This window comes from Acinetobacter lwoffii, assembly GCF_029024105.1.
Classification (GTDB): domain Bacteria; phylum Pseudomonadota; class Gammaproteobacteria; order Pseudomonadales; family Moraxellaceae; genus Acinetobacter; species Acinetobacter lwoffii.
Genome location: NZ_CP118963.1, coordinates 100,193 through 121,696, shown reverse-complemented (window position 1 = coordinate 121,696; position 21,504 = coordinate 100,193). Strand labels below are relative to the sequence as shown.

The 21,504-nt window shown below is 35.1% G+C and carries 16 protein-coding genes; 7 read left to right on the top strand and 9 right to left on the bottom strand.

Features of this window, described 5'->3' with window-relative positions:
- The first annotated feature begins 128 nt into the window (after positions 1 to 128).
- The 6 genes from PYW33_RS00520 (at position 129) to PYW33_RS00495 (ending at position 9,770) form a co-directional block, all read left to right on the top strand.
- Positions 129 to 932, top strand: coding sequence for a heteromeric transposase endonuclease subunit TnsA (locus tag PYW33_RS00520; protein WP_004647622.1), 804 nt, complete (start codon positions 129 to 131; stop codon positions 930 to 932).
- Positions 916 to 3,078, top strand: a complete 2,163-nt coding sequence (locus PYW33_RS00515) for a DDE-type integrase/transposase/recombinase (RefSeq protein WP_004647623.1) — start codon at positions 916 to 918, stop codon at positions 3,076 to 3,078. Before PYW33_RS00520 ends, PYW33_RS00515 begins: the two co-directional genes overlap by 17 nt.
- 33 nt (positions 3,079 to 3,111) lie before the next feature.
- Positions 3,112 to 4,794, top strand: a complete 1,683-nt coding sequence (locus PYW33_RS00510) for an AAA family ATPase (protein WP_004647624.1) — start codon at positions 3,112 to 3,114, stop codon at positions 4,792 to 4,794.
- Between the two features lie 2 nt (positions 4,795 to 4,796).
- Positions 4,797 to 6,329: a TnsD family Tn7-like transposition protein gene (locus PYW33_RS00505; RefSeq protein WP_004647625.1), complete on the top strand. Its 1,533-nt coding sequence runs from the start codon at positions 4,797 to 4,799 to the stop codon at positions 6,327 to 6,329.
- A 110-nt stretch (positions 6,330 to 6,439) separates the two neighbouring features.
- Positions 6,440 to 8,038, top strand: coding sequence for a Tn7-like element transposition protein TnsE (locus PYW33_RS00500; protein WP_004647626.1), 1,599 nt, complete (start codon positions 6,440 to 6,442; stop codon positions 8,036 to 8,038).
- A gap of 361 nt (positions 8,039 to 8,399) precedes the next feature.
- Positions 8,400 to 9,770, top strand: a complete 1,371-nt coding sequence (locus PYW33_RS00495) for a phosphohexomutase domain-containing protein (RefSeq protein ID WP_004647627.1) — start codon at positions 8,400 to 8,402, stop codon at positions 9,768 to 9,770.
- A 79-nt stretch (positions 9,771 to 9,849) separates the two neighbouring features.
- Here the strand turns inward: PYW33_RS00495 and PYW33_RS00490 are convergent, their stop codons facing one another.
- The 8 genes from PYW33_RS00490 to PYW33_RS00455 form a co-directional block, all read right to left on the bottom strand.
- Positions 9,850 to 11,295 carry a capsule assembly Wzi family protein gene (locus tag PYW33_RS00490; RefSeq protein WP_004647628.1) on the bottom strand — a complete coding sequence of 482 codons (1,446 nt, stop codon included), beginning with the start codon at positions 11,293 to 11,295 and terminating at the stop codon, positions 9,850 to 9,852.
- A 182-nt stretch (positions 11,296 to 11,477) separates the two neighbouring features.
- Entirely contained in the window at positions 11,478 to 12,500 is a 1,023-nt protein-coding gene (gene galE / locus PYW33_RS00485; protein ID WP_004647630.1) for a UDP-glucose 4-epimerase GalE, read from the bottom strand.
- A complete protein-coding gene (gene pgi / locus PYW33_RS00480; protein ID WP_004647631.1) occupies positions 12,493 to 14,166 on the bottom strand; it encodes a glucose-6-phosphate isomerase in 1,674 nt (557 codons plus the stop codon). The genes galE and pgi overlap by 8 nt, the downstream gene beginning before the upstream one ends.
- Positions 14,166 to 15,419 (bottom strand): nucleotide sugar dehydrogenase, encoded by a 1,254-nt coding sequence (locus tag PYW33_RS00475; RefSeq protein ID WP_004647632.1) that lies wholly within the window; start codon positions 15,417 to 15,419, stop codon positions 14,166 to 14,168. The genes pgi and PYW33_RS00475 overlap by 1 nt, the downstream gene beginning before the upstream one ends.
- A gap of 12 nt (positions 15,420 to 15,431) precedes the next feature.
- Positions 15,432 to 16,307 (bottom strand): UTP--glucose-1-phosphate uridylyltransferase GalU, encoded by an 876-nt coding sequence (gene galU / locus PYW33_RS00470; protein ID WP_004647633.1) that lies wholly within the window; start codon positions 16,305 to 16,307, stop codon positions 15,432 to 15,434.
- Positions 16,308 to 16,331: 24 nt separating this feature from the next.
- A complete protein-coding gene (locus tag PYW33_RS00465; RefSeq protein ID WP_004647634.1) occupies positions 16,332 to 16,952 on the bottom strand; it encodes a sugar transferase in 621 nt (206 codons plus the stop codon).
- A gap of 17 nt (positions 16,953 to 16,969) precedes the next feature.
- Positions 16,970 to 17,803, bottom strand: a complete 834-nt coding sequence (locus tag PYW33_RS00460) for a glycosyltransferase (RefSeq protein WP_115736962.1) — start codon at positions 17,801 to 17,803, stop codon at positions 16,970 to 16,972.
- Positions 17,800 to 18,879, bottom strand: coding sequence for a glycosyltransferase family 4 protein (locus tag PYW33_RS00455; RefSeq protein WP_004647636.1), 1,080 nt, complete (start codon positions 18,877 to 18,879; stop codon positions 17,800 to 17,802). The genes PYW33_RS00460 and PYW33_RS00455 overlap by 4 nt, the downstream gene beginning before the upstream one ends.
- A 162-nt stretch (positions 18,880 to 19,041) precedes the next feature.
- Between PYW33_RS00455 and PYW33_RS00450 the strand changes: the two genes are divergently transcribed.
- Positions 19,042 to 19,869, top strand: coding sequence for a hypothetical protein (locus PYW33_RS00450; protein WP_130908669.1), 828 nt, complete (start codon positions 19,042 to 19,044; stop codon positions 19,867 to 19,869).
- Positions 19,870 to 19,934: 65 nt separating this feature from the next.
- On the opposite strand, the gene PYW33_RS00445 is transcribed toward PYW33_RS00450, so the two are convergent.
- Positions 19,935 to 21,503, bottom strand: a complete 1,569-nt coding sequence (locus PYW33_RS00445) for a hypothetical protein (protein ID WP_004647639.1) — start codon at positions 21,501 to 21,503, stop codon at positions 19,935 to 19,937.
- Position 21,504: the final 1 nt, after the last annotated feature.

Below are 21,504 nucleotides of genomic sequence, written 5' to 3'. Positions count from 1 at the left end.
GTATTTAGGTAATAAAGTATCACCCTAGGTAATATAGTTTCATCTTTAGTAATAAAGTATCATCTCATATTGATTAAAGATTGATCGCCTGCTATTCTGAATAAATAAAGAATAGCGGGCGATTTGTTATGGTTACAGAACATCAGCAGAAACGCTGGATCAAAGAAGGACGTGGTCAAGGCTATCTAAAAGATTATAAGCCATGGATTACTGTACGAGATGTTAGCTCAAAAGGTCGTTCTCACCGAGTTTTTGGCCATACAACGAAACGCACCCATCATTTATTATCCGATTTAGAACTTGCAATTTTTCTACTTTTAGACTGGAATCCGTTAATTACTGATATCAGAGAGCAGTTCCCCTTGCCTCTCAACACTACGCTCGAAATTTCAGAAGGAGCCCAAATATCTCACCCCAAAATTAAAGATACTCTACAAACTATAAGTTCAAGTTTTTATGTAAATAGTCAAAGTACTAACCAACCAAATTTTGTCATCCGAACTAAATACACAAATAGCTTAAAGGATGAGAGAATCATTGAAAAACTAGAGCTTGAGCGTAGATATTGGAAAAGTACAGATACACCTTGGTATATCCTTACAGAAAAAGAAATTCCTTCCGTTATTTTGAATAACATCAAATGGCTTTATCCAGCCATGAGAGAATCTAGTACTGAATTTTACAATCGTTTAAACGATTATATTCATATATTTACACAGTATCCTGAGCTCGACTTAATTACTTTAAGTAAAAAAATAGATCAAGTGTATAATTTAACGATTGGTACGTCTTTAGCTGAGCTCCGAGAACTGCTTGCTCAACGCTATTTTATTTTCGATATAACTAAAGACTATAAAAAGATTAAAGCCTCTGAGATCAAGTTAGGTAATTTTGAAATATGGAAGGAGATTCGCCATGTTTCGAATCAATAGTGTATATAAGTTTCAAGGTAAAGATTACCGAATTCTTAAAATTATTCCTTCTCATATTATCTGGATTGATTTAAATCATCCCAATGCCAATCCCTCTATAATTAAAAAAGAAGAACTGATTACAGCCATAGAAGTAGGCGAAGCAGAAATAACCGATGATCCTTTTGCCGATATCTCCTTGATTAATGTGACAGAAGACTCTGTACAGCAAAAAAAACGTGATATGGGAATGAACATTATAGATTTACTCATATCTAATGAGCATTTCTATGATCCATCTATTCGTTTTAGCCTTGTTAAAATAATTACTGAGCAGCATAAAACAACTCATCAAACCATTTATAGATTAGCACGTCGATACTGGCAACGAGGTCAAACACCAAATGCACTTATTCCCAGTTATAACAATTCTGGTGCTAAAGGTGTTAAACGTATTGCAAAAAATAAAAAACTAGGTAGGCCAAGAAAATATAGTGAAGGTGTTGGTGCATTAGTTGATCAGAATGTCGAGCGACTTTTCAGAATTAATATTAATAAATATATGTTAACGAAGGATAAATATTCTTTGAGTTATGCCTATCGTAAATTTTCTACGATGTATCATTCATTATTTCCAGATACTGCTGATAGCGAAATTCCGACCATCTGGCAATTTAAATATTTTTATGAGCGTGAGTTTCCAAAAGTAACTCAACTTACTGCTCGAACCAATCCAATTATCTATGCAAAAGACATCCGAGAGCTCCATTCAACTGTCAACACCCAAGTCCTAGGGCCAGGTTCTCGCTATGAAATTGATGCAACAATTGCTGATATTTATCTTGTATCAGATTCAGATCGTGCCTGTATTGTCGGAAGACCCACTATTTATTTAGTTGCTGACGTATTTAGTAGAATGGTGGTTGGTTTCTATATTGGATTTGAAAATGCCTCCTATGTAACTGCAATGCAAGCTCTACAAGTCGCCATGACAGATAAAGTTGAGTTATGCAAACAATATGGTTATGAAATTACATATGATGACTGGCCATGTATTGGATTACCCGATGCTATTTTAGCAGATCGAGGAGAATTATTAGGGCATCAGATTGAAGCTTTAGAATATAACTTTTCTATTCGTATCGAAAATACTGCACCTTATCGTGGAGATTTAAAACCAATTGTTGAACGTTATTTCAGAACTATTCAGACAAAATTTAAGCCTTTTGCTTCTGGTGTAGTACAACAGGTTAAAGAAAAAAAACGTGGGGGCTCTGACTACCGGTTAGATGCAACACTTACTATAACTGAATTTAAGCAGATCATTATTGGTTCAATACTTGCACATAATACATCACATCAATTGACAACTTATGATCGTGATATAGATATGCCTAGCGATTTGCCTTTAGTTCCTATTCATTTATGGAATTGGGGAATACAACATCGTGTGGGTCAGTTAAAACAAGTTTCTGAAAAAGCATTACGTGTTGCTTTATTACCTAAAATTAAAGCGACCTTGTCTGACCTTGGCCTAAAAATGTTTGGAGTATTTTATAATTGCCCTGAAATATATAAACAAGGCTGGATGCATCGTAAAAAATCTATTTCTCGTCCAGAATCATTTCAAGTGGCTTATGATCCAAGTAATGCAGAAATAATTTATGTGTTTTATCAGGAGCATAGTTTAGATTATTGGGAAGCTACAATTTCTCCAAGATCTAGAGAATTCATGGGCTGTAGTTTTTGGGAAGTTTGGCAGGTTCAACACGAACAAAAGAAAACAAAAGCCGCTCAAAATCTAAAAACCAATAGGTCTCAAGCAAACCTTGAAGAACATATTGAATCAATTATTGCTCGGGCAGATGCAAAAAAACCTTCTTCAACACTTAGTAAAAAAGAACGTTTAACTGATCTTCGTAAAAATAAACAAGCTGAAAAAGATAGTGAACGATTGAAACAGAGAAACAACAGCCAAAAATCGTCAAAATCTGTCTTTACGGTTCTAGACCACTCTGAACAGTCTTCAGAAAATCAAAGTAATATTATTCCTATGCCTAAGTCTAGACAATTTATAGATTTAGAAAATGATGAAGATTACAAACTACGTTTTGGCATTTATCAAGAGTTACTAGATGACCTTGGAGATTCTGGCGATGAAAATTGATATTCACTAAATTCAAATAAGCAGGATACAATTATGACTAATAAAAACGACCATGCAGTGTATACAGCAAGTCCTGTTTCCGACTATCAGGGAAATCCTTTTATCGAAGCCTTACCCGAAATTTTTGAGGCAAAAGATACTATCCAAGCCATTAGAGGTACTATCGAATTTAAATTATCTGATCGACAACTCCCCAACAATACTCGTGCTCATATTATATCCCAGTTATTAAATAATTTTTTTCACCCTATTAAACGGCATTTAACATTAGAACAAAAAATTTCTATTATGTTAAGAAAGGGGTATGTAGGACGTAATATTACTACAGGTGATTTAAGTCGGCATTTACAAAATAGTTTTGAACATATTAAAAGCAATGATTTTAATGCTTCCCGCCATACAAATTTAATATCAACAGCACAGAGTCTAGTGTTTATTGGCTTCTCTGGTAGTGGCAAAACAACCACATTAAATCGCATTCTTAGAAATTATCCACAAAAAATTTATCATCCTGAACATAATTTCACTCAACTGGTCTATCTAAAAATAGACTGCCCATATAACGGCTCACTTAAATCTCTATATTTAAGTTTCTTTAGTGCTGTTGACCGTGCTTTAGGAACTAGTTATGAACAACAATACACTCAAAAAAGACATAATGAACAAAAGCTCTTGCAACTTATGGGACACATTGCCCATCTTCATGCAATCGGTCTTTTGGTGATTGATGAAATTCAACACCTCATGGCAAACAGATCTAAAAATTCTGATGAAATGTTGAATTTCTTTGTGACTTTAGTGAATGTTTATAGCTTGCCAATCATTATGGTAGGAACACCTAAAGCAAGTAACATATTTGAACGTGATCTGCGCTCATCACGTCGAGCTGTAGGTTTTGGTTCAATTCACTGGGAACCTATAAAAAATGAGCCTGCAATAAAAACCCCAGATGGGAAAGTTCGAAAATCTGAGTGGATGACATTTACAGATGCTCTTTGGAAATATCAGTGGTTAAGAAAAGCTGATCTCGCACTCTCAGAGGAGTTACGACAATGCTGGTTTGATCTAACCCAAGGTATTTTAGACGTAACAGTTAAGCTTTTTGTCCTTGCACAAATACGAGCAATTGAATCTGGTTTAGAACGAATCACTGTAAAATTGCTCCAAAATACATATCAAGAAGACTTTAAACCAATTCATCATATTATAGATGCCTTACGTTCAGGTGATGCTCGACGAATTGCACAATATCCTGATTTGATCACACCTGAAATTGACAGACAATTGTTAAAACTTTTTTCCAAAATCGAAGAAAGTGCAATTGAGCAAGAAGATGAGCTTGATGAATATCAAGGACATGATGAATCTATGCGTTTACATGCTCTGTTACTTGAGCTTGGTTATGACTCCAAGATTTTGATACCGATGGTTAAAAAAGTATTTATTAAACATCCTGACAAGCATTTGACCGAACTACTATCAATTATTTTGGACTGGTTAAAACAGAATGAAGATTCAACAAAGAGCCCTCCACTCTCCAAACCTAAAATATCCAAACCTAAACTACTTAAATATGATCAATGGCATACATTGGATTCAGTTGACTTACGTTTTCAATTTTCACAAAAAAAGAGTGGTCAAAGCTTTTATGATCATCTAAAAACTGAAACAGATTTGATCTTTGATATACCTGATTGGATCAAACAAGTGAGTTAGTTATGCTAAATTTCCCTATGCCTTATGAACATGAGCTAATTTATAGTACGGTGGCTCGTGCTGGAATCCGCTTGGCATTTGAAAGTCCCAAGCAATTACTTGATGCTGTATTTGAAAATAGACAGGTTATTGCGACGGTTGATTTACCCTGCCATCTTAATGCGATCGTTAATCAGTATTCTGAACAACAATTGACTCTACAAAATATAATATACAAACATACATTATTTCCTATATATGCACCTTTTGTGCCTGAAGCAAGAAGAAAACAATGTATCAAATGGATGGGTAATATTTCACAAGGTTCGGTACATCTTTCTTTGGGAATTAATGCTTCACGAGTCCCTATTATTCATAGACTACGTTACTGTCCACAATGTCTGAAAGAGCAAGCGCTTCAAAAAGGAGAATTTTACTGGTTGAGTTTATGGCAAATTCAGGGAGCTTGCTGTCCGCAACACGGTAATCTTGTAGAATCAAGACTAGATTTAAGATCATTACATCGACATGACTTTATAGCACCTTCAGATGTTTTTTGTACTGAGTGGAATCAGGTACCAGCAACAAGTGATGAACTTTTCATTAGTTCTAAAATAATAGAATTGTTATCTACACCGCCTTTTGTATCACCGAGTTATGAACAGTGGACGATGTTTTATAATGAACTAGCCAGACGGAATAACTGTATCCGTGGGGAAAACCAAATTGCTTTCGATCAAATTTTAGAAAAAATATCATTAAGGTGGCCAGAAAAATTTCTTCAGCAATATCATTTAGATGACTTAGCTTCTGAAACCAGTTGGCTACGTCATATTTTTAGAAAGCATCGCAAAAGCTTTAGTTATCTGGAGCATATTATTACAATCGAAGCTTTTTTAAATACTGACTGGTCTTTTACAGATATCTTCACTCAAGTTAAGTCCTTCCAGAAAGCAACTACTCAACAGAATAATCAAATAAAATTCCAGGATACTAATTTTGAAATAACTAGAGCTGAGAATCGTGAAAAATGGGTAGGTTTAGTACAAGAACATGGGGTTAAACCGGCTCGTCACCTGCAGGCAGCTCTTTATGCATGGTTATATCGAAACGATAAAGACTGGCTATTGCAGACAAACCAAAATTTCCATCAGAAATTTATTCCTCAAGAGGCTAAAATTGATTGGCAAAAACGCGATCTTTTTTATGTAAAGCAACTTATCCAACTTAATAATACTTTAATCTGGGATTTAGATAGCCCGAGACGCTCTATGAAATGGTGGTTTAAACAGACGTCTACTTCAAATACATTAGAGAAAAATTTACATAAATTACCTCTGATTCAACTTTTTCTAGAACGGTATAGTGAAAATATTAGCTGTTATCAAATCAGACGCCTAACAAAAGTGTTTATCGATATTAAAATCAATAAACAATCAATTCCTCAGTGGCGCATTCTACGAAAAGCTGGATTAAGTGAAGAACGAATGACATCTGAAACGAAAAGATTTCTAGAATATATCACTCTTGAATTCTCTCAAATTATTCAAAATTAATTTGATTAAATCGTTACCTTACTGAAATTAAACTTTGAAATTTCAATAAAATAAGCTTTAATATATGCAGTATTTTTCAATCAACTAAAGATTCAAATGGTAAAGAATAGATGACAAAAATTAAAAATTTTCCTGAAAATGCTAGAATTACTTTTTTAGGTTCTATTTTTAAAGAAAGAAAAAATCCTGAATGCTATATAAATATTGGATTAGAAAATTATAAATATTCAATAGAAAATCAGAGATATATACTGAAATATGCTCGTTTTTCTAATATGCCATTATTAGCGCGCAACCGACGTTTCAATCAGACTGAAACCTTTACTCCTTTTAATGAATCTACTATCACCATTCAAATTGATAACTTTCAAAAATGGAATATTTTAATTAATGAGTCAGGACAATATAATTTCAGCAATATTGTTAGCGATATTAATGAAAAATATAAAGATATTGAAATTATTTTACCCCAGATAGAACTCGCTAGAGTATTATTCTTGCATAATGCCTATCTATCTCGTAGTGCACTGGATCAAACACGTCTTTCTGGTGAATTTGATATCATAAAGGGAGAGAATCAAACTGTGGTCAATATTCCTACATTCTGTAACTTCCCACCATCCCAATATGATAATGTCGGAATGCGCCGCTTGCTCGCATGGATATTACTCGATACAGAAGCACGAACATCTTTCGAAAGCATCTCCAAAAAATTTTTAAGTGAGAAGTTTCAGACCAAAGTCCGAGAATACTGGAACTTTAATTTTGTCCCACCCTCATTAAAAGGTGCTGAAATCACATTAAAAGTATATTTTAGTCCGAAGAAAAACAAATATTATGTAAATGAAATTCTAGCAATATCAAACTTACCCAGTGAAATTAATCATACTGTCATTTTCTGCAGTCCTAAATTTACGGTAAAAAATACTCAGGAAAGCTCTCAGGGCTCTTCCAGAGGTAGTAAGCATCTCCAAGATGAAGATCCTATAATTGATGATAAAAAAGAAGCAAATAGTGATAAAAAAATAGCAATTATTGATTCACCTAAAATCACACTAGCACTCTCATCTCCTTTTGAAACGAAAAAAGCAGTAATTAAACGTTCTGGTAAAAAGGGCAGCTTTAATAACGATGATATAACTACCTTACCTGAACCTGACGTCGGTACAGGGGAATCCACTATTTTTGGAGAAATTGGCCGGGGGGAATTTGAAAATTGTCAAGATGAGAGTGATGACCTTAAACTATTTATGAAAAGATTTGAATCATTTCAAGCTATGATTGAGGAATTCAGATCACAGAATAATATTCTATCAAAATTTAGATTTACCATTTCTAAGCTTCCCGCTGTCAATCGATCCAAGCTACATAAGACCGATGATGGCAACTTTCGAAGTATTGCGGAAGTACAGCTAGAATTTCAAGGTAAAAAATTTTCCATTCTAGAAATTGATACTAGCGACAATTACAAACCACTTTCAACATTAATTGTTAAAGTCGAAGATTTTGAAGCCTGGGATCAAAATTTTCCAATTTTTAAACAACAGATTATTAGACGTTCTTTGCGTTGGCCCACGGCAAAATCCTTAAAAGATATTGGCATTCCCAAAGGCATTAACCATCCAAAAAACAAATTTGAGATAAGTGAGTCTGATAAAGAGTTTGCAGATTGGTTAAAGCGGTTTACAGAAGCCTTAAAATCTGCTTAATAGTTTTCTCTATGCTCTATGGCATAAATATTTGGATCTTTGAATTTAACTCACCCACCTTTAAGATGATACTTTATTACTAGACATCCTATAAAATTAAGAATATATGATTATGTACGATGATACTTTATTTTTAATAAGTTATGATCATAAGTTATTAAAATCAAGCACTTAATAAAACTTAGGATGAAGCTTTATTACTAGCTTACAAGACGATGTAAATTATTACGCTGACTGGGCTCAACGGATCTTAGTAAAGATAAAATCGATATAAAATTAAACGGCAACTTGGATAATAGGACCTATTTTCCTTCTATAATCATACTTTCCTTACTTCGCAGGAATTATTTCGAGAATTTAGATGACACAACTTACTTGTTTTAAAGCATATGACATCCGCGGCAAACTCGGTACAGAACTCAATGAAGAAATTGCTTATAAAATCGGTCGTGCTTATGGGCAAATTTATCAACCAAAGAAGATTGTGGTGGGCAGCGACATCCGTCTCAGCAGTGAAGATTTAAAACAAGCCACTATCAAAGGTCTCAATGATGCGGGTGTTGATGTATTAGATTTAGGTATAACGGGGACTGAAGAAGTCTATTTCGGTGCCTTTCATCTAGATGTTCAAGGTGGGATCGAAATCACGGCAAGCCACAACCCGATAGACTATAACGGCATGAAATTGGTCCGCGAAAATGCACGTCCGATTGGAGCGGATTCAGGTTTAAAAGAAATTCGTTTATTGGCTGAATCAGGCAACTTTAATGAAGTTATCGCTAAAGGCAAAACTGAAAAATACAATATTCTGCCTGAATATATTGATCATTTAATGTCGTATATTGATCCTGCAAAAATTCGCCCACTCAAATTAGTCATGAATGCGGGCAATGGCGCTGCTGGTCATGTGGTTGATGCCATTGAAGCAAAGTTCAAACAACTTAACCTTCCAGTAGAATTGATTAAAATTCACAATGAAGCGGATGGTAACTTCCCAAATGGTATTCCGAATCCAATTCTGGTTGAGAACCGTAATAGCACCCGTGAGGCGGTCATTCAGCATGGTGCGGATATGGGTATCGCTTGGGATGGTGACTTTGACCGCTGCTTCTTATTTGATGAAAAAGGCCAATTTATTGAAGGTTATTACATCGTCGGTCTATTGGCGCAAGCATTCTTACTGAAACAATCTGGTGAGAAAATTGTGCATGACCCTCGTCTTGTTTGGAACACCTTTGATGTCATTGAACAGTACCAAGGTGAAGCTATTCAATCAAAATCAGGACATTCATACATCAAAGAAAAAATGCGTGAGCATAATGCTGTCTATGGTGGCGAGATGAGTGCGCATCATTATTTCCGTGATTTTGCTTACTGTGATAGCGGTATGATTCCATGGTTATTGGCAATTTCCGTGCTCTCAGAAACCCAGCAAACCCTGTCTTCACTGGTTGAAGGCATGATTGAAAAGTTCCCTTGCTCGGGTGAGATCAATTTTAAAGTTGCAGATACTCAAGCCACCATTCAAAAGATTTTTGCTCACTTTTCCGATCAAAATCCTGCGATTGATGAAAAAGATGGTATCAGCCTAAATTTTGGTGCATGGCGCTTCAATGTTCGAGCATCGAATACAGAGCCATTATTGCGCTTAAATATTGAGAGTCGAAAAGATCAAAATCCAAAAACAATGCAAGACTATGTGGATGAATTGACTCGACTGATTCAAGGTTAAATAATATTCATCCTAAAATAAAAAGCCATTCAATTGATTGAATGGCTTTTTAACAGATTTTTAAGACAGCTTTCTCAATTTAGTAAAATAATGAACGATCTAAAGGTATATCAATACCTAAAGACACTCCACTATCACCACCATGTACATCAGAATCACTGACCCATCCACTCAATTTAAGGGGTATATTTGGGCGGATATAATGTGTCCATGTTAAATCTAAAGCTTTCACTTCATCTTTTTGTGGAAATGCACGATTAATTTCTAGCGCAGCTTGATTTACTTTTGCCCATAAGACTCGACCATTTAGACGATTCATAGCATCAATGCGAATATCTCCGCCCATACTGTACATTTGACCATCTCCCCCCATAGCATGCGCTAAAGGAAAACCATGTTGGTAATAACCATCGGTATAAATATAGTGGCTATAAGAAATACCCCGAACTTCTCGATTGGTACGTGTATCCGCCCATTCAGTATAAAGCTGGAACGGCATATTTTTCACTTGTGAGGAATAGTCTAGCCCTGCCAAATACATTTTTTTCGCAGGCAATAGACCAGCCTCATCTTCCCCAACAAATTCTCCATAAATACTGACTGGGGTATCTAACCACTGGTGTAAATTTAAACGTGCATCCAGACCTGCGATTTGATTAGACTTATCTAGAGCACCATCATCAAAGTTGTCATTACCTTTAATCGCATTCCATAATGAATCAAAACTTTCTGACCGCCCTTCACCTCCCCATTGAAGAATTCGAGAAGCACCTAGCTCCAAGTACGGCAATGGCTGTGCAGTTAAACGAAATCCTAATAGTTTGGCATCTGGAATTGCATGGTAATCATCCAATTGTCCCGCAAAAGCTTGGTATTGCCAAGGCCCGATCCAAGACAGCCACTTTGTTTCAAATGCTTGTTGTTCAGCACGCTGCATGGTCAATCCATAGACTGGACGGCTTGCATCACCACGAATTAAGCTACCCTCATGTCCAGGACCCCAATAGGTAGGGATTTGACCAGCAATCAACCATTGATTCCACAAGTTTCCCGCAAGATATGAGCCTTCTACATTTACATCTTGCCCATGATCAATAATTGGATCTTTTTCAGCATTGACTCGCAGTCTTGCATCCCACTGCTTTCCACCTGCATTTATTTCAAACGTCGCTTGATATTGCGATTTTTGCTCATCAGCAAACTTTTGAGGTAGATTTTGAGGATCAGATTCAGCATATAAACTGACTTTGGCCGTTGTATTTTCCGCACTTAAAGCAGCTTGCACGGAGTCCAAAACTTGCTGCTGAACTTGATTATCAATCTTGGCATTAGACAAAGCACGTTGTATTTCATCGCCACTCAAAGGCCATGTTGAAGTACTAATTTGAATCACGCCTTGTTGGTTTAACCAATTTAAATCCGTGCGTAAATCTTCATTATTTAAGACAATCCCTTGAGCTGCTACAGGCAGTGCTAAAGCAGATAAAATGGCAAATGACAAAACCCTAATACTTTGATATTTCATAACTATTCTTCAATTTAGCTTGTTTTAACAACATCATAGCGAGTTTTATCTACAATTGCAGAATATGCATATGCTGGTTTGCATAATCACTACATTATTCACTCATCGTTTTAAACAGCGCTATCTTTATACTTCTCCAAATCAATGTCACATCCCAACCTAACTTATTGTTAAGTCAAGTGTTAATCTTTAGTAAAACCATTCGGATTTTGCTTTTGCCAGTTCCAGCTATCTTTCAACATATCTTCTAAACCATATTGAGGCTGCCAATCTAACTCTGCGACAGCACGGGCATTATCAGCAAATGAGGTTGCAACATCACCTTCTCGACGAGGTACATATTCAAAAGGTATATCAATACCATTTACCCTCTCAAAAGTATCTCGAATTTGTTTTACTGAAATCCCATTGCCTGTACCAATATTCCAAGCGCGGCATCCTTGCGTTTTTAAACGATGATTCAATGCGCATAAATGTGCATTCGCCAAATCGACCACATGAATATAATCACGAACACCTGTACCATCTACCGTCTCATAATCATTGCCAAAAATTGACAACTTATCACGACGGCCGACTGCCACCTGTGTGACATAAGGCATCAAATTATTGGGTATCCCTTGTGGGTCTTCACCAATTTGACCACTTTGATGTGCCCCTACAGGGTTAAAATAACGCAGCAAAGCGATTGACCAACGCTCATCTGCTAATGCCAATTTCTCAAGTAATTGCTCGACAATCAGTTTGGTATAGCCATAGTTATTACTTGGCATACCTGTAGGCATGGTTTCATTCAAGGGTGAAATATTGGCTTCATCATAGACTGTTGCAGATGAACTAAAGACCAACTTAAAGACTTGAGCACGCTCCATCGCTTTAACTAAGCTAATAGAACCCGAGATATTATTTTCAAAATATTTTAGTGGCTCTTTTTGGCTTTCACCCACAGCTTTTAAACCTGCAAAGTGAATCACTGCATCAATAGAATGATGCTGAAAAATTTGATCTAAAATTTGCTGATCGAGAATATCACCTTCAACAAAATCTAATGTTTTAGCTACCAACGCTTGAACACGTGCTAAAGATTCGACAGAACTGTTGGACAAATTATCCAGTACAACAACCTCATGCCCTGCGCTCAAAAGTTGAATACAAGTATGTGAACCAATATAACCAGCACCACCTGTTACTAAAATTTTAGCCATTTGTTTTTCCTAATAATATGTGTAGTAAGCCTTGCGTTGAACCATCTAAATCCGAAATATCCTTTCGATCACCATTTAATATTGGAAGTAGCTGATTGGCAATTTCTTTGCCTTTTTCTACCCCCCATTGATCAAACGGGTTAATATTCCAAAGCACCGACTGTACAAAAACTTTATGTTCATACATTGCGATCAACATGCCCAAACTATATGGATTTAGCTCTTGCAATAAAATGGTTGTATTTGGTTGATTACCTTCATATTGTTTATATTCCGGCAAATCTTGTACTTCATGTTGATTTAAAGCTTGATTACCAAATGCAAGTAAGCGCGATTGAGCCAAACAATTAGATAAGGCCAAATGATGCTGTTCCACCAGCGCCTCTGCATTATCGACATAGGTAAATTGTTGGGCCTGATAGCGCTGCACCGGCGCAATGAAATCACAACTCACTGCTTGGCTGCCTTGATGCAGCAATTGGTAAAAGGCATGCTGTGCATTCGGACCGACTTCCCCCCATATAATCGGGCAAGTATCCCAGTCCACTTTTTTACCATTACGCTGAATCGATTTACCATTCGACTCCATTTCCAACTGCTGCAAATAAGAGGCAAAATATTTCAAACGCCCATCATAGGGCAGTACTGCATGAGTTTGAATATCAAGGAAATTATTATTCCACGCACCCAATAAGCCCATTAATACAGGAATATTTTGTTCGAAAGGTGCCGTCTGAAAATGCAGGTCTACCGCATATGCACCAGCTAACAGTTGTTTAAAGCCATCAACTCCAATTGTCAGTGCAATCGGTAAACCGATACATGACCAAAGTGAATAGCGACCGCCGACCCAATCCCAGAGCAAAAATTGGTTTTCAGCTGCAATGCCCCATTCGGTCATTTTATCTGCTTTAGTAGATACGCCAATAAAATGATGCTTTAAAATTTGTGATTCTTGTCCAAGTGCTTTTTCAAGCCATAAACGCACTGTTTGCGCATTAGATAAGGTATCAATGGTCCCGAACGATTTTGAAGAAATAATAAACAGCGTGGTTTCGGGACGAAGTTGATGCAATAAATCTGAAAGCTGGCTACCATCAATGGTCGAAACAAAATGTACATTGAGTGGCTTATATGTGGATTTTTTGAAATCAGATAAGGCATGACTCACCATCAGTGGTCCTAAATCTGACCCTCCAACACCAATATTCACCACATCTTGAATGACTTCACCAGTTGCGCCGCGGCACTGACCCGCATGAATTTTTTCTACCAAAGCATACATACGCTCAAGTTGTGTATGGACTTGAGCAGCTATTTTAGAATGCTGCGAATCCTGTTTTGGCAACCGCAGCGCCCAATGCATGGCTGCACGCTGTTCGGTATAGTTAATTTCTTCAGTAGAAAATAAACGCTTTATCCACGACGTTAAATCTTGTGTCTGTGCCCACTGGACTAGGTTTTTGACAACGGGCTGATTGACTCTATGTTTACTAAAATCAAAAACCACCGGCTCTAAATTCACAGAGAATTTTTCGAATCGCTGAGGGTCCTCAGCAAAGAGTTCTGTTAAATGCTTATTTTCAAATTCAGCTTTTAAACCATGAAGTCCGCCTACAACTGAATCTACATGTTCGACCGTATAGGGTTGAGTTTTAATAGCCATTAGCGTCCTACCCCCATATATGCGAAACCTTGAGACTTCACATACGCTGGATCATAAATATTGCGCCCATCCAAAATAAGTGGGTGCTGCATGGTTTTAAGCAATTCGGTATAACTAGGACTCCAATATTGTTTCCATGCAGTCAATAAACACAAAGCATGCGCATCTTGCACTGCCTCATATTGCTCTGTGCAATATATAAGATCAGGTCGCTCACTATATATTTTTTTAATTTCATCCAAGGCTTGAGGATCGTGTAATTTAACTTTTACACCTTGGGCCCATAGTGCTGCCAACATGGCATGTATAGGAGATTGTCGCGTACTGGACGTTTTTTCTTTAAACGCAGCGCCCCATATCGCAACAGTTTTCCCTTTTAAATCACCATGATAATAATTCCATAATTTACGGAATAAAACTTCTTTTTGCTGCTCATTAATTTCCCAAACTTGTGCAAGGAGTTGGCTATTTGCACCCACACCTAACACCGTATGCGTTAGAGTCTGAATATCATGTGAAAAGTTTTCTCCACCAAAACCTGCCCCCGGATAGAGATAAGATCCTCCAATACGGTTATCTGCAGCCATTCCCTGACGAACTGACTCAATATCAATGCCTAATTTTTCAGCAACCATTGCCAAGTCATTGATATAACTAATTCGTGTCGCCAACATGCCGGAGATACTCAACTTGCTAAATTCGGCATCTAAAATGGGCATAAAAAGATACTGCTGCTGACGTGGAAATAAAGGGCGTAAGAGTTCCTTAATTTTAATTTGAGCAGCATCTGATGCGGACCCAACAATCAACTGCTTGGCTTGGGCAAAACTTTGTAAAGCGTTTCCTTCCTGAATCATGTCAGGTAAATAAACCCACTCATCTTCCTGCAAAATTTTTACAAATTTTTCTGTCCCATGCATTCCTAAAGTAGACGCATTGATCATCAGTTTAGGGTGAATAATGGGACGAGACTTTAATTGTTTTAATATCTCAATCGCTTGAGTTTCTTCAGCTGGGTTAAAACTGAAGAAATAGGCATCTGCATCTAATGGAATATCATTAAAATCGCAGTATTTTAAAAAACTACTTTGTTGTTTGTTGAGTAGATTTTTTACAGCTTCATCTTGGATATACATTTGTTCGCTTTCATACGTTTTCAGTGGTTCATACCAAAAAACGTGATGACCGCATTCTGCTAGCAAAGCAGCAAATACACCTGTAAAGAGTGTTTGTCCAAATACTGCAACCTTCATATCAATCTCTTTTTATAGTTTTAGTTCTTTGATCAGCGCTTTAAATTCTTCACCTAATTTTGGATGGTCTACGCCATAATGTAAAACTGCTTTGAGATAGCCCAATTTATTGCCGCAATCAAAGGTTTGCCCTTTCATGCGATAGGCTTCCACCGTATCGGTTGCTTGCAAAGCTGCAATTGCATCGGTCAACTGAATCTCATTACCTGCCCCTTTAGGCGTGTTCTCAAGTAATTGCATAATTTTGGCAGGTAAAATATACCGACCCACTACCGATAAATTTGATGGTGCAGTACCGAGGGCAGGTTTTTCCACGATACCTTGCATTTGAATACTATGCCCTTCGGCAGGTATAGAGGCAACATCCACAATACCGTATTGATCTACCAAATGATCAGGTACGGCCTCTACCATAATTTGTGATGCATGGCTTTCATCAAAACGTTGGATCATTAAACTCAAATCATTGGTTTCCGATGAGTCTTTTACAAGAACATCTGGTAATAGCACAGCAAAATCATCATCTCCCACAACATCTTTGGCACAGAGTACAGCATGCCCCAAACCCAGTGGCTGTGGTTGGCGCACGCTGATTACGCTCACATGTGGCGGTAAAATTTCGGTAATCTCTTTGAGTAAATCAAATTTCTTTTTATGTTCTAGAGTAGTTTCCAGCTCAAAATTTCGATCAAAGTAGTTTTCAATCGAAGCTTTGGAAGAATGGGTAACAAGAATAATCTGTTCAATGCCAGCAGCAACTGCTTCTTTCACGACATATTCAATCGCGGGTCGGTCAACTACTGTGACCATTTCTTTGGGAATAGACTTGCTCGCAGGTAAAAAACGTGTACCAAGGCCTGCGACTGGGAGAATGGCTTTTTTGATCATTACAAATAGTTCACTAATAAAAAATTATGACTTGATTTCATCTTTAATATTTTCAGGATCATTTCCTTGAAATAAAGAAGGGCCAACATGACCCGGTGCATTAATACCTTCTCGTTTGGTCATCACAGCGACTGTTTTGAACATGATTTTAAAGTCAACCAAAGTATTATGGTTATCTACATACCATACGTCGCATTTAAAACGTTCTTCATAATCAAGTTCATTTCGTCCACTTACCTGTGCTAGGCCAGTCATACCCGGTTTAACTTCCAGACGACGAGCTTGTTCTGGTGAATATAATGCTACAAAGTCTTTAAGCATAGGACGTGGACCAACAATACTCATATCTCCTTTTAAGACGTTTATGAGTTGTGGCATTTCATCTAAACTTGTAGAACGCAATTTTTGTCCAAAAGGTGTAATACGCTGTTCATCTGGTAATGGATTGCCTTCTTTATCCACTGCATCTTTCATCGACCGGAACTTAATCATTTTAAAAAGCTTGCCGTCCTTTCCTGGGCGTTCTTGCAGAAAAAAGATTGGAGAACCTAGATTTTTACGGACCTTAAAAGCAACCAAGCAAAAAATTGGTGATAAAAGGATGAGTGCTATTACTGAGATCAAAACATCAACTAAACGCTTCATAACTAAAATTACCACTCTTATTTATGAACTTTTTTTCGTAGAAAAGTATTATAAATTTTACCTAACAATGAACTAGGCATCAGCCTAAAAGCAGACCTTATTAGGAAGAGAATATTAGCATGTATTGGGTTTTGAATTTTGAGTTCTTTTTTTAAATTTAGTAATTGTTTTTCACTTTTAACATATTCGTAACCTTTACGACGAGCATGCATTCCATTACCAACACGTGCATACAATACAACATCCTCTAAATTAGCAACTTCATAACCAGCACCAATTATACGCAACCATAAGTTATAATCTTCCATAAATAAATGGTGTTGATATCCACCCAACTTCATAATCACACTTTTTTTGTAAGCCACTGTCATATGATTAAATGGACAACGGTTTTTAGCAAATTTTTTTATATCTTCGTGCGTTGTTGGTACAGTTTTGATAACTGCTGAATCATCAGGATTCTGATCAAACTCTAAAACTTGACCACCAAATAAAACTGTATCAGGATTTGACATTATAAAATCGACCTGTTTTTGGAATCGATCTGGTGTACAAATATCATCTGTATCCATACGAAAAACCCATTCATATGAACAATGTTTTAAACCTTCATTTAATGCTTTACCCAAACCAATATTTTTTTGAAGGGGAACAATTTTGAGTACTGATTCTATTTTATTTTGCCAAGTCGCTATACATTCTTGTAGCTCATAATCAACAGGACCATCTAAAACAATAACAATTTCATTAGGTTTTAAAATTTGGGTGCTCCAAATACTAACTAATGAACTGTCTAAAAAATCTTTTTTTTCCTTATAATATAAAGACATTAACACAGAAAAATTAATCATTTATTTCTCTTATAATTATATACATTGAAATATTGTTCAGCCATTTTCTCATCACTAATAAGATCAACTTGAGCACCATTTATCTCTGAAAATTTCATGCCACTCTCTAATATATTTTTTATAGGAGCCGTAGAATATGGAAATAAAGACATAATCTCTCTATGAGGCTCAATATCTGACAAATAAACAAAACAACCACAAGATATTGCTTCTAAAATAGCCAGAGGAAAACCTTCAGAGCTCGAATTGGATAGAGCAATATCAGCTAGTTGTAAGTAGAATTCTGGGTTAGGAACCTTTCCAACCATTTTGATATTATCTTCTCCTTCTATCTTTTGTTTACATAGCTTTTCATCTGGACCATCACCTAAAATTAGCAAAAACGAATTAGGATCTATTTGTAATTTTTCTTTAAAAATATCAATTAATTCAGGGACTTTTTTCATAGGCCATAAGGACCCACTATAAATATATACAATTTGATTATCTAAAAGATTTAACTCAACTCTTCTTCTTTTTTTCTCAAACTTAGATATCTTCAAAAACTTATTGATATTAATCCCATTATAAATTCGCAATGTACTCTCAGTGCCCAAATTATTATTTATTAAATTCTGATAAACACGATTTGAACAACCAACAACTTTATCAAAGAAATTTCTTAACAAAAAGTAGTGAAAATGAGAGAAAAAACTTCCTTTCCTTCCAAATGTAAAAAAATAATCTTCATGGATTATATTGTGGCTAGTAGATACTTTTAATAATCCTTTTATAGAGCTAAAAGCTAAAAATGAATCGGGGTAAAACCCATGAGAATGAACAACATCAATAGCATTTTCTCTTAAGATTTTTTGAAAATTAAAGTAACTTTTCAAATTTACACCTGAGAGTGAAATTACATTATCACCAATGACATTTTTAAAATTTTTTTTATATTCAGTTTCGTCGGATGCTCTAATTTCAACAACCCAAACACACATTTTCGATTTTTTAAAAAAATTGGACTCAACAAGGCTTAATACAACGTTAATTGGACCACAAGGCCTAATTTCAGGCACTAAAATTAACAAATTCATAAAAATTTAATAAAATATTAATTAGCATGCTATTCTAGTTGATTTCTTTGTTAAAAAAAAGTACTTTAAATTACATTATACCATTATTTGATCATTTAGTTGCAAAATATGACTTGTCTATTCAGCATAGCCGTACATGAAGAATATGATTGTGTTCTAGATATGATTCAGAATTTAAATTACTATGTTCCTGAATGCTACATAATATTACACATAAAACAAGATTTTGTTTTTGATGTAAAGAACTTTTCAAAATTTAGCAATGTATTTATTAATCCAGAAAAATTTATGACTGGTTATGTAGATGGCTCACTACTTTACGTTCATTTAAGTAATTTTTTACTCGCTGAAAAACTCTCTCTAAAATATCAATATTTTAGTATTTTTGGAAGTAACCAGCTATTTGTAAAAAAAGGTTATGAAAACTACATTAAACAGTACGATTGCTCTAAAGCCCAAATATGTACACAAAAAGATCTATATGGGAAAATGAATTACCAATACACTCGTTTCTTCTACGACTCTTCATTCCCTTACATCCCTAAAAACCATTCCTTCTGGTGTGCACCAGAAGGAACTTTTTATAAGTATAACTTATTATTAGAATTTATTGAAAAGTCCAATATCTTAGATTACTATAATATAAATAAAAAATTCTATTTGAAAAATAATTTTAAATATCGCGAATTCTTAAGAGATTTAAGTAAATTGTTTTCAAAACTTAAATTATTATTCCTCTTCCCTAAAGTATTATTAAAATATACATATGCAAATGAAGAAATTTTTTTTCCTAACATTAATCAGCTTTCAAAAAATTCTAATTTTGGTGATAACACTTGCTACATAAACTGGGAAAACAACCTTAATATTAGCATTACTGATATTAAAAATATTAGGGAGAATAATTCACATTTCTTTAGTGTCAAACGAGTTGACAGAAAATATAACGATCCTATAAGAAAATATATAAGAGAGACATCCACCTATTGATTGAATAAATATTTTGTCAACCTTTAAAATAAGTTTCCCAGACTTTGAGAAACTTATTCATTAAACTAATCTAAAACATAAAATTTATAGATTCTTATAGCATTTAAGAGCATTGCTTTTTGCCTATCTGCTCTATCAGAATGTAACGGCAACATTGAAAGAAATAATAGAACTACTAAAGGCATTATTTCCCTAACTGATACATGATCAATAAATACTCTATCCACGAAAAGTCTTTGAATATTCCTTAACCTTTCATCCAACTCGAACTCAATAACTTCATTATTTTTATTATTTCTTTTGATCTGATAACGCCCTGCTATAATAAAATCATACATCCCAAGGACTGAATGTGCTAATTTTGCTAAATCATATTTCTGATCACCATAAAATGTCATTTCATTTAATGAGTTGATACCTCTTGGATCAATTACTTTTATTCTTTGTGAACGTGAATCATATAAAATATTACTAAAACACAGGTCACCATGCATAATAGAATGAATTACAGGCAATTTATCTGTTCTATCTAAGCAATCCGAAACTATATCCTTTACCAAAAAAAAATCTTCATTAATTTCAAAACCATAGCTATTAAAATCTTCTCCAATACCATTTAAATATGTTGCTATTCGCTTAATACTTTTATCGAAATATAATCTTCTAGTTTCTTCTTCAATTTCAATAATATTTATTTTTTTTAATTCTTCTGCATTTAGCACTGAATCTTTAAAATAGTTATTCAACAAATCAAATTGCATGGACCAAAAAAAAATGGAATTTCTTCCATGCACATATATCTCATTTAAAGGGAGAAATGATAAATATTCCATTGCATAATATGGTGTATCTTTATCATTACGACCAGATTCAATTATTTGAGGAGTATACTTTTTTAATCTACTTGGTATATCACTCAACCAATGTGCTTCTGCAATTATTTTGATTGAGGGGTTTCCACTTTTATATAATATACCATCTTCAATTTTTATAGAGTTAAATGATCTTTGTGTAGTAATTTTGGATCTTGAAACAAAGTAAGTATTTATATGCCCTAAATCATACCACTCCTTACTCTCAAGATTGTTTGTAACAATAACTTCTCCATATAAATGAATTGCTTTAATAAAATCACCATTAGATAAAGATAAACTACGAAGGAGTATATTTTTATCAGAAAATGTAAAGAAACCAGCCCAAACCAAATTGCTACTCTTCTCTAAATCATGAATAACTGTTTCCCAATTATAATCCGTTGAAGCTCTGGCTACTGAAATTACATCTAATTGATTAGGAAGGTCATAAATTAAAGTATCGCCATGCAGGATTCTGATATTTTTTTCATATGATTCAAACATATTTATCGCATAAATTAAGGCATTTGCTAGAGAAAAATTATCTGGTATAAATACTGTATCTATATCTAACTCATTAATTAAAGACTTCTCACCTAATGTTAACTTATAACTTAATGGTAATGTTACTATAATACGCTCATTTTCAAATTTCCTTAATAGTTTAACTTGATGTTGGATTAGCTTTTGATTTCCTAAGGGTAACATACACGGAGGAATAGCCCCTAATTCACTTTGGAATTCAGGTATAACATAAGCAGCGGAATTAATAATAATCATT